Consider the following 14221-nt stretch of genomic DNA (forward strand, 5'->3'; position numbering starts at 1 on the left):
TCTCAGGAGTGGCATCCTGAATACCGGGTGATCGGATCATCCTCAGCCCGCCTGGTCTGTGCGTCTGCGGCCCGGACGGCCGGGAACAGGGCCATTGGGGCCATGGATGAGCGATCACGCTTTCCGGTGGTGACGTTCAGAAGCAGCTGAGGCTGCGTTAACTTTCGGGGCCTGCGGCGCAGGCCCTTTTTTATGGCGCGGCGTGATAAGCAGGCCTCTGCTGAAACCGATATCACTGACTCCGCGCTAAAAGAGAGGCGGAGATTCCGTCTGCCCGGCCCTGCCACGCAGATTGTCCGGCATGACACCGACGCCCGGCCCTGAGCAATCGCTCGCGATGCGGGACTCGCCCGCGTTAGCTTACGCGAACCGGCTCAGAGTCGGGCCGCTATAGCTGCTGCCGGAAGACATATCCAAGCCCGCGGATACTCTGGATCTGAAACCCGGAATCCCGACACAGTTTCTTCTTGAGCCGACAAATCAGAACGTTAACCACATCCTGATTGCGCAGGTCAGCATCCGCGTAAAGCTGGCCCATCAGTTCATCCCGCGTCACGACTTTCCCATTTCGCTTCATCAGGAACTCAGCAACCAGATACTCGAAGTTGGTCAGCTCGACCTGCGTGCCATTTCTTAATACCTGTTTCCCCGTTAGATCGAGCTCATAAGGCGGCAGCCTTATCCGGCTTGAGGCAATCCCCCGGCTGCGGCGGTCGATGGCGCTGATACGCGCGACAAACTCTTCAGGCTCAATCTCATCGGAAACAATGTCATCCGCGCCGGCTTCGTAGGCTGCGATCCTCAGAGCCTGCGTGCTATCAGCTGCGGTGACGATCACCGGCGTTGTAAATCCCCTTTTGCGGTAACGTCTGATCAGCGCGCAGTGCTGCTCACAGAGCAAATGTGTGCTGATGATAAACACGTCAGGAGAGAATTTTTTAAGCGAACGCAGTGCGTTATCCGTGTCTGAGAAGGTATCGGTCACAAATCCCAGCCGTGAGATCAACGCCGGGGCAAAGCGGGAGGAAGCCTGATTTTTATCAAATATCAGAATACGCATTTACCAGTCCGCCAGTCTGTTAAAGGTTAAGAATAACTTATATTAAAATATCCAAATAGCACAAAATGTCAACTTGCCGAACAGCAGATTTTTCATGCGTCGGGAGTGACGTCGCATATATTTTCTTCACTGACACGCCGGTTAAGCCATTTGCAATGACGGGCAGAGCGAGACTGTCACTCTTTTGGCTTGTATCTCCGCATCCAGCGATTGTCGATAATCAGTAAGGTAAACTAATATCACTAACGTTATGCGGTGAGCCGACTGGCTCCGGAAAGCCACTATGCAATAACATTTTTAATGAAAAACGACAGCGCCTGCGCCATACAAACCCGAAGCAGACATCTGTCCCGAGACAGCTTTTCAGCAGGCATGTCCGGCAATGCATTCCGGCAACAAAGGCCCCTGGTCAGAGGCCAGTAAATGACGATTGCAAAACGGCCAGACGGGTCAGAAAAAGAGCGACCTTCATTCTTACCGTCGAAGATTAAAAAAACCTTAACGTGGATGAGCGTGCCGCTGAGAGCTGTTCAGCCTGAACGAAACGCGGGGGTGCGGACAGCCAGGATTGGCTGGCGGGAGCCGGAAGCATCGTCAGGTCGGGCTGACGGCAAAAGCAGATAATCAATAGAGAGTCATCACCCCTGAAGGGTGTTAAAGCATTGTTAACTTAATCAGGACTGGTTAAGTATGACGTTTCAGGAGATGTCTGACCGCTATCAGGAGCCGTTATGAAAGGAAGCTGTCTGTGTAAGAAAATCCAGTATGAATGCGATGTGATGGAAGAGGGAATTCTGAACTGTCACTGTCATACCTGCAGAAAAGCACACGCCGCCCCATATGTCCCGGCAGCGGGGGTAAAACGTGAACATTTCAGATGGCTAAAGGGAAGTGAGTACCTCAGTTCATATGCCTCTTCCCCGGATAAATTGCGTCATCTCTGTTCACTCTGCGGCTCAAACCTGATGGCAGAGAGGCCGCATCAGGGCCACGTCATCGTGCGCGTGGCAACCCTGGATGAGCCACCTTTTTCTGCGGCAATTTCATATATCTGGTGCTCTCATGATGCCCCGTGGCTCAGTGAAATTCAGGATACGCCTTATTATGCGCAATGGCAGAAAGCCGATGATTAATGGCATTACCCTAACAGCGTGGCCCGCTGTTCGCTCATTGTGGAGATAAAGCTGTCACCGTCCGCTTAGTGCCAGACGCGGACATTGATTTTTCAATATTGAGAACTTTAACCGCTTTGCTAATGAAAACCGGGGATCTACGCCCGACATGCAATGCGACTTCCTTACCTCGCTCAGCGCTGAAGCTCACCAAAGCCAACGTCGCCTGGATTCTTGCCAGGCTCCGTGCCACAGGTCAAAACGTGTGAGTGGTTCGAGTTTTTTAGAACGGCAACTTCACCCGCAGATAAGAGACTTCGCTCCGAAATAGAAATACCGAAAAGGCCTTCAGCGACCGGAAATATTTCACATTCTGATGTCAGCGCTCCCAATGCTTTTTCTATCTTGTTACGCTCTGCTTTGATAATTAACTGGAGTCCCATCAGCTTCTAAACTCCACAATCGCTACCTGCTCAAGCGCTTGCCTGACCAAGGCCTGAGCCTGATCAGGGATAGACTGCCCTCTGATGTCATAGACGACCCGGCAAGTTTGAATGTGCGGTGGAAGCTGCGATAGTCACCAGCTTATTCTGGCAATATTGTATGCAATACTGAGTCTTATTGATTCCGGTGATGCCAGACTGTGGTTGGACAAAAGTAGAAACACGCCGCGTTCTTCATTTATAAACTCCGGGGTGAACATTACGCCTCCATTTCATTGTCTTCGCCAAACGCTGGAAATTGAGTACTTTCTCATCAATGTCTTATCTTATCAGAAATACTCTCCGAGTCTCGATGCCCGCTTCTCGCTCAAAGTAGACGCTGGCTGACATGCCTGCTCCGTACCAGAAGCAGACGTTTTCAGCATCTGCATGCATTAATCTTTCGAGACGAGCGCTCACTGCATAGCCATGCAGACGCGCTGAAATCTTCAGGACAGTTTTTTAGAATACGGGCAAGAAAGGTCCCGCTTTTAGTCCGCCCGCGTCAGAAACGCGTGGAGAGTGCCCGCAGGGGTGCGCCCAGCCACTTTTATGTAAAATAAATCTCGTGCATGAAGGAAATGGTGCATGCTTCATGTCACAAATTCACAGGTAGTGAATCTAATTAAATAAGGAATTCAGGACGTGATTGACTTCATGCGTTTTGTCGAGCGTTATGAGCAGTTTGACGCTTCATCACTCCCATCTGATAACATCACCGAGTGCCGGATCAATGATTTATATATCCGGGTATACGCGCCAGTGGCAGATCTCAATGAGGTTCTTATTGTCTACCATGGTGGCGGGGTAAACTCTGACGCAGGCTACGACATTCTTGCACGACAGTTGAGTTACGATCTGCCCGTCTGTGTTTGTCTCGTCGATATCCGTGGGCACGGTCGTTCAGTTGGTGTCCGGGGAGAAGCTTCCAGTCCGGTTCAAATCTGGCGGGATATAGATGTTGTCATTGATTATGTCCGAACCTCTTTTTGTGATGCCAGAATTCACTTGCTTGGCCATTCCAGTGGAGGCGGCATGCTGATAAATTACTTCACTCAATACTCTCAATCGAGGAGTGTTGAAAGCCTGATCCTGCTGGCCCCAGCATTAGGTCCTTTTTCACCTCCGGATCTGAACCGCGACTTTTCCTCTCCCTTTGCATCGATAAACCGTTTGAGTTTCATAGTCAATGCAATGAGTGCAGGTTTTTTGTGTGGACGTCGTGCAGGAGTAAGGCTTAATTTCCCCTGTGAGGTAATCAATGCGAGGCCTGACTTTGTTCATACGTACAGCGTTAATATGGCTAACGCCCTTACCCCTCGTAATCCCGAAAGGCAACTTAAAGAAATCTCTATTCCGGTAACAGTCATGCTCGCTGAGCATGATGAACTGTTTGATGTAAGCCGAATGGATAAATTTTTCAGGAGCTGCGGCAATCCGAATGTAAGCATTCGGGTTGTAGCAGAGAGTACACATCTCGATTGTATTTTTGAGTTAACGGATAGGGTGGCGGAACATTTCACTGGCCTGACTTCCAGAGCGCAATATAGATAGTAGGTCTAATACGGAATAACATCTTTATCCCATAGGTTTGACGTCCGCTTCTCACTCAAAGCACACTGTTTCTTTCACCTCTTATCAGACTGGCGTCTGCACCTGAAATTCAGGCACAGACGCTTCCCGTTTACTTCACTACCGGGTTCTTTTTAAGGGAGAGCATGTTCATAAACTCATCATCCAGGTGCAGATGCTGCCGGACAAGTTCAGGTGGTGTGCTCGCCAGCCACTGGTTAAGCGAAATATCGGCATAGTAATCGCTTTTAAACAGCTCAAAAAAACGCAGCGGCCCTTTACCGGTATTTTCAATGTAGTGTCCCATTGCAAAAGGCACATAGCCAACATCTCCGGCGCGATAATCGAACGTTCTTGCCTGACCGGACGAGGCAAAGACCCCCATCCGCCCCTCACCTTCCAGATAATACTGCCACTCATCATTATTAGGGTGCCAGTGCAGCTCGCGTAGGCCGCCCGGCTCAATTTCCACCAGCGCGGCGGAAATGGTTTTAGATACCGGGAAATTGGATGAGTCAGTGATCCTGACGGTTCCTCCCGGCGCGCGCACCGGTTCCTGAGCCAGCATCCTGTGGGTAAAGCGGATTTTCGACTTTTTGGCGCCTTTTATGCTGTCCGATTCCAGACTGCCCGGCACATTACCGGCAAAGATATATTCATCATCAGGCGAAGGAAGATGCGCAAAAGAAGAGACGGGTACCTTAAAGTTTTTGGCGAGAATTTCCGGCGGAATGTGTCTGAACCAATCTGACAGCAGAAAAGTGCTGTCCTCATCAAAATTGCCGTCGTCAAAAGCCAGTAAAAACTCGCAGCCATCGGGACCGAGCCCCTGAATCGAGTGGGGAATGCCCGGTGGAAAATACCAGAGATCGCCCGCCGCAATGTCGTCGACGAACCATCCGCCGCTGGTGTCAAACGCTGTCACCCGCGCATTGCCGTATGTCATATAAGCCCATTCGCCCTCCTTGTGCCAGTGCAGCTCGCGGATGCCCCCTGCATTAAGGCGCATATCGACGCCCGCAATCGTCGTAGAGATGCCCAGCTCACGCTGCGTCACCTGCCGCGTCCAGCCACCGCTTCCCTTACGAACGTGCGCGTCACTGAAAGAGAAGCGCAGATTCGGCAGTGTTCCACTGTCTGTTGCAGGCGGATTAACGATATCGGGGTTTTCTGCTTCGCGGACGGGATCATGAGGGCCGGGATCCCGTCCTCCGCCACCCGTTCCGGCAGGAAACGTCTTCACGGTATTGTCGTGAGCCATCGCCTGACCAGCCGCAAGCGCGACCGTTCCCCCTGCCGCAAAAGCCATAAAGTGTCTTCTTGTCAGTGTTTTCATAGCCATCCATCCTCAGAATAGTGTTTATCTCTGGTCTTATTTTGCTAACGCCCTACCGTTATAGACGCGCTGAAAATGAAGGCAGCAACAATTTTGTAACACTGGAGAGGCATTGGAATAACCGTATGAACAGTCAAGGCTGGTGAATGTATTCAGAAAAATTAAGACTGTTTAATCTCCGTATATCTGTCAGGGTTTTCCCCCTAAAATATGCGCACTTATCGTTAATCAACACGACGCGTTTTAATTTCTGGTCAGCCGATTATCCGTTACAACTGATAAAATTTTTTACCAATTGCGTGAATTAGCAGACGCTGAATGTCGGCAACTCCGTGCCCGATATGTTATTTCAAAGAACGAGGCGATACGGGTGATGGCGAACGAAAGCATGGAGGGGATTTCTGCTGTGATTGCTACCTTCTATTCCGTGTTTCAGAACGTGTATGAAACGTTTTCTGGAGAATGGATGAATATGAGTTGTAAGACAGTGGGTGCTTTTGCGGTCAGGCTGGATGGCTGAGGCAGAACTGATGTGTGACTTTATCTCTGCCCGATAACGCAACAAAGCCCGCCTGTTCGTAGAAAGCAAATGCCGATAAGGGCGCATTGGTATTAATCCGATCGAACCAGCGGTCGGCATCCCGGAGTATTTCACTGAGCAGACGGCTGCCTGTCCGCCTGTTTCGCCATTCCCTGTCAATATAGAAATGTCGCAGCCGCCCGATGCCCGTTTCCGGTACAAAAGGATCGATATTAAGTCCGCATACGCCGACCATAAGGCCACCAGCGTAAGCGCCCATCAGTTTTTCTCCGGGCCTGTCAAAACGGTTATGTCCGCTGAGCCAGTTTTCTTCCAGCCGACGCAGCATATTAAATCCCCCGGCTATACTCTGCGATTTCAGCGGCCCAAAGCCGGTGCTGTCCGGGGTAATCTTCGCAAACTGGATATCCATTAAATCCTCCTGCATTTCACTCTGCATAAACGACGGGATTAACTGAGCGCCGGTAATGATCAGGGTACTGCGCCTGGCTTCCGGGTGTCGCTGAGTGCCGGAAGTTAACAGGTCTTTTTTACGCGGCCAGAGTGATGACGCCAGACGTCTGTTTCCGTATGGTAACCCGGAGACCTTAATCAGACAGGACAGTCTATGGACGCAACTGAGAGAAAGTTAAGAATCGCAGCCGGACAGTTTGCCCCGGCGCGTGGCTGTATCGAAGAAAACAGGCGTCACCACGAATTCCTGGTGACATCTGCAGCCTCTGCTAGCGTTAATCTTATCATTTTCCCTGAACTTTCTCTGACGGGTTATGAACCTGAGCTGGCGGCTGAACTGGCTCTCTCCGATGAAACCTGCCTTGCTCCCCTTCAGGCATTGTCTGACAGATATGACATAACAATTATTGCAGGCGCGCCAGTGTCTGTTGAAGGGAAAAAGCCTGCTGTTGGTGCATATGTTATTTCATCCCATCGCCCGGTTACCTGTTACCTGAAAATGCACCTTCATCCAGGTGAATCCGACTATTTTTCAGCAGGCACCAGTGAGTGCGTTATTGAGGAAAGGGCATTTCATCTGGGCTTATCAATATGCGCCGATGCCGGACAGCCACTTCATGCAGAGCGAACAGTACAGCAGGGTGCTGAAATTTATCTGAACTCAGTGTTGAGCGCCGGTGGCTATGATAATGATGCGCAGCAGCTTGAGGATTACGCCAGACTTTATGCCCTGCCCACCCTGATGGCGAATTATTGCGGGCCGTCAGGAGGCTGGAAACCGGTGGGTAAAAGCGCCGCATGGAATGCCAGGGGAGAACGTATCGCTCAGGCACCCGAAGATTGCGCCGCGCTGGTCATCGTTGATATTCACGATGGCACCTGTTCGGGAGAGGTTATCTGTTTCAATCAGGATGCCGGTAAGCCGGTTTGGCGCTCTTAATTAACGAAATGTACTCTGTCGGCTTTGTGCCTCAAGCACAGGTACAAAGCCTCTGGCGAAAACTCATAATTACGGGGTTACGTCTTTTACAGGCAAACCGTTGGATCAGAAGAACTCCATTCCTGCATAAGGCTGATTAAGACAGGCGGTCAGGCGGCTTTGAAGATCGCCATCATGAATTTCAAGCCGATGACCATCGGGGTCTAAGAAGTAGAGAGATTTCCCCTCACTTTTGTTGGTTTTCCACTCTGTAACGCCTGATGCTCTCAATCGTTCAGCGAATGAATCAAAATTCTCTGGTGAAATAGTGAAAGCATAGTGAGTGTAATCATCCCCGACAGAGACTTTATCCAGAGAAAGGCATAGCCAGAAATCCCCCAGCAAGAGATAAGCGCCATGATTCCATTTTGCTTTCAGCGTGAATCCAAGCATTTCAACGTAAAAAGCCAGGCTCTTCGGTAGGTGACTTACTGCAAGGGTGACGTGATTCAGGCCCGTAAGCATATTGTTCTCTCTGATGGATGCGCATAAATCGGGTTTATGTGACTTTAAATATTTTGAGATGCAAAGTCAGCAACGTGCTGGCTGCAGCAGGCATCATCGACTAAAAGTGATGGCCGGTCCGGGTCATGCTCGCATTCCCTTTCCAGCATAGCTATTTTGTCTGTACCGGAAACGTACGCTGGAAATAGGATAGCGACAACCTTTTCATCGAATGTAAGCTGTGAATAAAGAGGTTATCAGAATGAATCTCAGAATTTAATGGATTAATACGCTTCGCTTCAGTCAGACAGCATTGCTATAGTCTGATAATGTAAAAAAACTGCCGTGAAAATGGCCTTTTTAAGCCGCCAGGATGGCTCTGTGAAAACTAAATGCTTATATCTGTTATTGATCTGCTCCGCTTTTGCTCGTGCAACACAACCCCCCGATGAAATCGTCATGGACGGCGGCAGATATTATGCCGGTAACGTTTTTGGCCAGCATGACTATGCAGCACATACGAATATCACGCTGCGCTCATTCAGAATTATGCAGACAGAAGTCACCTACCTGCTCTACTCAGCTATCCATGAATGGGCACTAAGCCGTGGCTATGCATTCGGTAGCGGATGTAACGGTGCCATTTATGAGGAGTGCCGCCCGGCGGATACAGATAACGGTAGGCATCCGGTTACCAATGTGGAATGGTCAGATGCGGTGATCTTTGCAAATGCCTTGAGTGAAAAGGCAGGAATGAAGCCGGTTTATCTCACGCCAGAAGGCGTTCCGGCGCGGGACAGCTCCCGCGACGATTTTATGCAGGATGCTCAGGAAGATGGTTATCGCTTACCCACAGCGGAAGAGTGGCAAATTGCCGCCCGTGGAGGAAAAAACGGACTGAAAAATGCCACTTACGGTTTCAGATTCTCCGGCAGCAATCACGCAAAAACTGTTGCATGGTTTCCTGATTTTAGCGATCCGCAATTCGGCACTGTGCGTGTGAAAAGCCCCCAGCCCAACGCGCTCGGTCTGTATGATATGAGCGGGAATGTTTCGGAATGGGTTGATACTTTCACCACCGTTTCCGGCGTAAAGATGTATTATTTCTGTGGCGGCAGTTTCCTGTTACCTACGATGAATCTGGCCAACTGCGACATGCACAGTGCAGGATACGCTTTACCAGACACCGGCTTCAGACTGGTGCGTAAATGATGAAACTGAACATAGCTTTTATAGCACTGGCCACTATGCTGATTAGCCTTTGCGCTTTTTCGCAGACAGACACCCGCCTTTATCTGAATACGGGACTGAATAGCCTGGATTTAAATAATGACGGTATACCTGATGCTATTTTTGCCGCCACTTATGACAATAACACTTCTCATCCAAGTGAAACCCTCAATATATTTATTCGCCAGGAAAAAAACTGGTTTATCGTGCCGATTCCGGACGACGAGGGTTTTACCTGGACAGATTTGAGACTGTCAGCGTCCACGCTTAAGGTAAGCGGCACAGAACTTCACCGCTATAAGCAACACGTTTATGTTGTCCGGGCGACAAAATATGCCGGCAGCTCTGGCAATGAAGATGTTACTGACACATTGCCGGTCAGATTTTCTCGCTTTCGGCTCGAAGAAAATAGCGACGATCCCGGGACATCAGTTTTTTACTGGGCACCTGCAGGTTCCTATCTTACAAAACAGACGTTTGACGATGTGGATAAAGCGTTCAAAACCCTGGATATGGAGAAATTTCGTTAATGCGCTTCTCAGGCATTTTGCTTTTATTCCTGTCGTGTTGTGCCCATGCGATGGACAAAAGTTCCTATAGTGATCTGATACAGCAGTCACTCAACCAGCAGTCTCTTTGCCTGGGTGAGAAGCAGTGGCCAGTCTCAATCAGAGCAGGAACCGATGTATGGATTAATGCAAAAATGGAGGCACTAGTCGATGCCGGTCTGATTATCTCTCATATGGAAGCAGGACAAAAAATATGGGAGCTAACGCCTTACGGTCAGGCCCTGTTCAAAAAACATCATGACTTCTGCTATGGAACTCTGCGCGTCAGAGCTATCAAAACTATCTCATCAGACAAAGAAGGCATTACTTATGTGACCTTCACTTATTACATTCAAGGTCTGCCTGAGTGGGCAAAAAATCACTCAGTTCGTATTGCCAATACGGATCTCGATAACCTGGTCATGGGAGTGGATACCGTACGTTATCAGGCTCTCTTCAGCTCCAACAGTCAGGGTGTTATCCATCTTATCAGTGAACCTGAACAACTTGATTTGCTCTATTAACAGATACTCTCTGATCATATTCAGGAAAGGATGAGCTACGGACGCTTCGCTTTCATGGCTGCTGAAAATAATGTGCCGTCAGAAAACGTTACAGACAGCCTCAATGCTGTTTCATGATGCCTGTTACTTGTGTATCCCGATTTATGTCAGGCCGTATCTGAGCTGCCGTTTCATGCCGGAGGATCGACGGTAACGAATGTCATGCAAATTAAAATTTCGCTACGCTGTGAATGTCCGGCAAAACCTTTGGAGGATAAGCTGAATGCTTCTGGAAAATCTCAAGTTGCTTGAGTGCTCGCTTCACGGCGAAAGACGAAAAGACCGCGAGTGGCTTGAGTTGATCCTTCATCCTGAATTTCGGGAAATTACCCGGTCAGGGGTTGTTGTCAGCCGTTCAGAGACCATCATATCGCTGCTGAGGGAGGAAACTCTGCCTTCTATCCATAGCAGCGATTTCCGGCTCACCGACCTGGGATTCAACTGCGTCCTGCTTCACTATCGGACCTGTTACGCTGATGGCAGCCGTCCTGCGTTACGTTCATCCTGCTGGATTTGTTCAGATCAGGGTCAGTGGCGTCTGGTTTTTCATCAGGGAACGCCTGCAGCAGGCACGGCACAAGTAGGTGCATAAATGCCCAGAAAGCATATTCAGCGCAGGAGACTTGTTAATGCGGACAGTGGTTGTTGTGCCTTATGATGATAAATGGCCTGAGGAATTTGAAACGGAAAGTTTACTGATAAGCAGAATACTCAATGGCGTCGTGATGGCTGTCCATCATATTGGCAGCACGGCTGTACCGGGTCTCTCTGCAAAACCCGTCATTGATATTATGCTGGAAGTCTCAGACATTCATGAACTGGATACCTGTAATGAAGCTATGTCTCGCGCCGGATATGTTGCTCGCAATGAAAACGGGATTAAGGAACGCAGATATTTCACTAAAGGCGGTGATAAGCGTAGCTATCAGCTGCATGCGTTCGCCACTGGAAATATCCAGTTATTAAGACACCTTGCTTTCCGCGATTATCTTCGTAATAACCGCGAAATTGCAGCGAAGTATGCAGAAATTAAATACACAGCAGCTTTACTCAGCGGTAATGAACCACATCGTTACAGCGCGTTAAAAGCGAGCTTTATTGAGGATCATCTGCGTATAGCACTGACTGATGATTAGTACGTTGCTGGCAGGATGTTATCACGTCTCTGGCGCACCTTTCCTGCAGTCCTGCCTATCTGCCTCTGCCCACGCGGAAACAAGAGGTCTGTATTCTGCTGTTTCAACGCTCAATATAAGCCGCAGCGATTTCGCCTTTAGCTGACGTCGCTGCAGCCGGTGTTTAGAAACGCACCGCGCCTGCCTGAGGCGCGGTGACGTCATCAGAAGCTCGTCCAGCCGTCGTCCACGGTTTCCTCGCGGGGCTTAACGACCGCAGTCTGGACAGACGCTCTGGCGGTAGCAGCCGGAACCTGAACAGCCCCAGGAGCCGCATGATTTCCCAGGCTGAATACAGAGACCGCCTGAAGAAGAAGCGCCGCCTGCTCTCTGAGGCTCGATGCCGCAGAGGCTGACTCTTCAACCAGCGAGGCATTCTGCTGCGTGCTGGTATCCATTTCTGTTACGGCTATACCTACCTGCTCAATTCCGCGAGCCTGTTCGGCACTGGCTGAATTAATCTCTTCGACCGTATCCGTGAGTCTCCCGACCGCAGAGAGAATGCCCGACATGGTCTCAGAAGCATGGACCACCAGCTCATTACCCTGTCCGACGGTCGTGGCATTAGCTGCAATCAGCTGACGAATCTCCCCCGCAGCAGAGGCGCTGCGCTGCGCCAGTGACCGGACCTCGCTGGCGACGACCGCAAAGCCGCGGCCATGTTCACCGGCGCGTGCGGCTTCAACTGCGGCATTCAGCGCCAGGATATTGGTCTGGAAGGCGATGCCATCGATAACGGCGGTGATTTCACCGATGCGACCGGAGCTTTCGCTGATGGATTTCATCGTGCCGGTAATAGCCACCGTCGCCTCGTTGCCTTTACTGGCGACGTCACGCACGTTGACGGCCAGCTGACCTGCCTGGCGGGCGTTATCGGCGTTGTTTTTAACGGTCATCCCGAGCTGTGTCATGGTCGCGGCCGTCTGCTCAAGTGCACTGGCCTGCTCCTCAGTCCGCTGCGAGAGATCGGCATTGCCCTGGGCAATCTGGGTACTGGCGGAAGCCACATTTTCGGCATTGCTCCTCACCAGGCTGACGGTGTTAATCAGTGAGTCCTGCATCTCACCGATGGCCGTCAGCAGTTTGCCGGTTTCGTCCCGGCGGTCGCTGCGAACCACACTACTGAGATCCCCGCGCGAAACACGCTGGGCCGCCTCTACCGCATCCTGAAGAGGACGCGTGATACTGCGCGTAATGATCCACGCAGAGATAGCCGCCAGCAGCAGGGCCACCACGCCGGCAATGGTTATGATCGTCAGTGCACCAGCACGGTCGTCGCGCGCTTTGGCTGCGGCGGCACTCATACGCCCTTCCTGGAAGGTCTGCATCTCCTTCAGGGACGCCATGTAGTCGCCCTGAGTCTGATAACGGGGGCCGAAAAGCAGCTGTGTGGCCTCTTCGCTTTTGCCCTGTTGCGCCAGGGTTACAACGTCATCAATGAAGGGCAGAAAGAGCGCAGCGTGGTCTTTAAGACGGGCATAAATCGCCTTTCCCTGCGGCGTGTTGAGCTGGTCGCCGATAAGCGTGATCAGACCGTCCACCATACGCCTTTCATCGCGATAGTCGCTGATAGCTTTTTCACGTTTGGTGGCATCGCTCAGGAGGATGGCGTTTCGCGCCAGACGACTCATATCTGAGGTGTAGTAGCGGAGTGAAAGCGATGTGGAGGCTTTGACATACAGACTGCCGGATATTTCATCGTTGGCCTGTCCGAGAGAGTTAATTTTTATGATGCCGATGAGCACCATAAACATGACAAGGAGCGCCATAAAGCCGAAGGCAGCGCCGAGCCTGATTCCTATCCTGATGTTATTCATACTTACCCTATGGTGTAAGGCATCAGCATGAAGGCATACCGCTGATGCAAAAAGGTTCCCCTGTTAACAGGAGGTATTGGTATAAAGCCCCGCAGCAGGTAATGCGGAATCATTATTATCGGCAACGGTGAGTAATTAATTACCCCGCACGACAGCGAAAAGTGAACCACGCCCCAGAAGTGAATTTACCGGCGGGGAACATGCAAGCCCAAGCGGATTGAGGATTATTAAAGTTTATTAAAATCAATAACTAATACATTGTGATAGCGATGAGCCTATCGCTAAGCAGCACCAACCCCATACCTGACTCATCGACAAAAACGGTTACGCACGCACCTGCTATGACCATCTTGCAGGTGAGCTTGCTGTCAGTATCTATGAATACATGCTGCGGGAAAAATGGCTGACAGTTGATGGCTCTGGGCTGACCTCGTCCGGGAAAATCTGTTTTGCAAAAATGGGCGTCGTACCTGAGCCTCGATCACGCCGCAGGCCCTGCTGCCCGTGTCTGGACTGGAGCGAGCGACGTTATCATTTAGGCGGAAATGCTGGCTCTGCACTGCTAACGCTGTTTCTGCAAAAGAAATGGTTCACGCGGGTATCGGGGTATCGTGAGGTGAACGTGACGGATGCAGGCCGGACAGCATTATTCCGGCTGTTTGATCTGAAATAGGTCACGGTGGCCCCCCCAACCAGGCAGTAACAGGCCCGACCTGGCCGGTTTATCCGGCTCCGGGTCTGCCGCGCAATGTTCCTCTGCTTAGGCTCTTGCCCGCCCCGCCTCTGCCTGCATCCCTTAATTCAGCACTTCCGTCGGCGTTTTTGATTCCGGCTGGCCTGTTCCCTTTATATTCCTCTTCGGTTAACGGTGTTTACCTGATAAGCGGGTGAAATCAACAGTTCATTAAC

The 14221-nt window shown here is 50.7% G+C and carries 14 protein-coding genes and 1 pseudogene; 9 read left to right on the top strand and 6 right to left on the bottom strand.

Going from position 1 to position 14221, the window contains the following annotated elements; genetic code table 11:
* Nucleotides 1-388 precede the first annotated feature (388 nt).
* Complete coding sequence (locus ACNY69_RS13940) at nt 389-1060, bottom strand: winged helix-turn-helix domain-containing protein (protein WP_111138959.1); 672 nt, start codon at nt 1058-1060, stop codon at nt 389-391.
* Between the two features lie 731 nt (nt 1061-1791).
* On the opposite strand from ACNY69_RS13940, the gene ACNY69_RS13945 reads away from it, so the two are divergent.
* On the top strand, nt 1792-2193 hold the full coding sequence (locus ACNY69_RS13945; protein WP_418801246.1) for a GFA family protein: 402 nt from the start codon (nt 1792-1794) through the stop codon (nt 2191-2193).
* 173 nt (nt 2194-2366) lie between these two features.
* Here the strand turns inward: ACNY69_RS13945 and ACNY69_RS13950 are convergent, their stop codons facing one another.
* Entirely contained in the window at nt 2367-2615 is a 249-nt protein-coding gene (locus tag ACNY69_RS13950; protein WP_418798851.1) for a hypothetical protein, read from the bottom strand.
* Nucleotides 2616-3299: 684 nt separating this feature from the next.
* Between ACNY69_RS13950 and ACNY69_RS13955 the strand changes: the two genes are divergently transcribed.
* On the top strand, nt 3300-4208 hold the full coding sequence (locus ACNY69_RS13955) for an alpha/beta hydrolase (RefSeq protein ID WP_418798853.1): 909 nt from the start codon (nt 3300-3302) through the stop codon (nt 4206-4208).
* A 130-nt stretch (nt 4209-4338) separates the two neighbouring features.
* On the opposite strand, the gene ACNY69_RS13960 is transcribed toward ACNY69_RS13955, so the two are convergent.
* Together ACNY69_RS13960 and ACNY69_RS13965 are read right to left on the bottom strand one after the other, a co-directional pair.
* Nucleotides 4339-5562, bottom strand: coding sequence for a cupin domain-containing protein (locus ACNY69_RS13960; protein WP_418798855.1), 1224 nt, complete (start codon nt 5560-5562; stop codon nt 4339-4341).
* A 503-nt stretch (nt 5563-6065) separates the two neighbouring features.
* Nucleotides 6066-6515, bottom strand: a complete 450-nt coding sequence (locus tag ACNY69_RS13965; RefSeq protein ID WP_111138954.1) for a GNAT family N-acetyltransferase — start codon at nt 6513-6515, stop codon at nt 6066-6068.
* Between the two features lie 195 nt (nt 6516-6710).
* On the opposite strand from ACNY69_RS13965, the gene ACNY69_RS13970 reads away from it, so the two are divergent.
* On the top strand, nt 6711-7496 hold the full coding sequence (locus tag ACNY69_RS13970) for a carbon-nitrogen hydrolase family protein (RefSeq protein ID WP_418798857.1): 786 nt from the start codon (nt 6711-6713) through the stop codon (nt 7494-7496).
* A gap of 105 nt (nt 7497-7601) precedes the next feature.
* On the opposite strand, the gene fos is transcribed toward ACNY69_RS13970, so the two are convergent.
* Nucleotides 7602-8000: a fosfomycin resistance glutathione transferase gene (gene fos / locus ACNY69_RS13975; RefSeq protein ID WP_293772530.1), complete on the bottom strand. Its 399-nt coding sequence runs from the start codon at nt 7998-8000 to the stop codon at nt 7602-7604.
* Between the two features lie 360 nt (nt 8001-8360).
* Between fos and ACNY69_RS13980 the strand changes: the two genes are divergently transcribed.
* The 5 genes from ACNY69_RS13980 (at nt 8361) to ACNY69_RS14000 (ending at nt 11456) form a co-directional block, all read left to right on the top strand.
* A complete protein-coding gene (locus tag ACNY69_RS13980; RefSeq protein ID WP_418798860.1) occupies nt 8361-9191 on the top strand; it encodes an SUMF1/EgtB/PvdO family nonheme iron enzyme in 831 nt (276 codons plus the stop codon).
* The gene (locus ACNY69_RS13985) at nt 9188-9739 is read left to right on the top strand and encodes a carbapenem self-resistance protein CarG family protein (RefSeq protein WP_418798863.1); all 552 of its coding nucleotides are present in this window, start codon (nt 9188-9190) and stop codon (nt 9737-9739) included. Before ACNY69_RS13980 ends, ACNY69_RS13985 begins: the two co-directional genes overlap by 4 nt.
* A gap of 50 nt (nt 9740-9789) precedes the next feature.
* Complete coding sequence (locus tag ACNY69_RS13990; protein ID WP_418798865.1) at nt 9790-10281, top strand: CpmK protein; 492 nt, start codon at nt 9790-9792, stop codon at nt 10279-10281.
* A gap of 262 nt (nt 10282-10543) precedes the next feature.
* Entirely contained in the window at nt 10544-10912 is a 369-nt protein-coding gene (locus ACNY69_RS13995) for a nuclear transport factor 2 family protein (protein ID WP_128087025.1), read from the top strand.
* Nucleotides 10913-10949: 37 nt separating this feature from the next.
* Nucleotides 10950-11456 carry a GrpB family protein gene (locus ACNY69_RS14000; protein WP_128087024.1) on the top strand — a complete coding sequence of 169 codons (507 nt, stop codon included), beginning with the start codon at nt 10950-10952 and terminating at the stop codon, nt 11454-11456.
* Between the two features lie 203 nt (nt 11457-11659).
* Here ACNY69_RS14000 and ACNY69_RS14005 read toward each other — a convergent pair whose 3' ends face one another.
* Nucleotides 11660-13312, bottom strand: a complete 1653-nt coding sequence (locus ACNY69_RS14005; RefSeq protein ID WP_418798867.1) for a methyl-accepting chemotaxis protein — start codon at nt 13310-13312, stop codon at nt 11660-11662.
* Nucleotides 13313-13637: 325 nt separating this feature from the next.
* Between ACNY69_RS14005 and ACNY69_RS14010 the strand changes: the two are divergent.
* A pseudogene (locus ACNY69_RS14010) lies at nt 13638-13985 on the top strand (transcriptional regulator); the annotation flags it as partial.
* Nucleotides 13986-14221 lie beyond the last annotated feature (236 nt).

It is taken from the genome of Pantoea graminicola, assembly GCF_048452665.1.
Classification (GTDB): Bacteria; Pseudomonadota; Gammaproteobacteria; order Enterobacterales; family Enterobacteriaceae; genus Pantoea.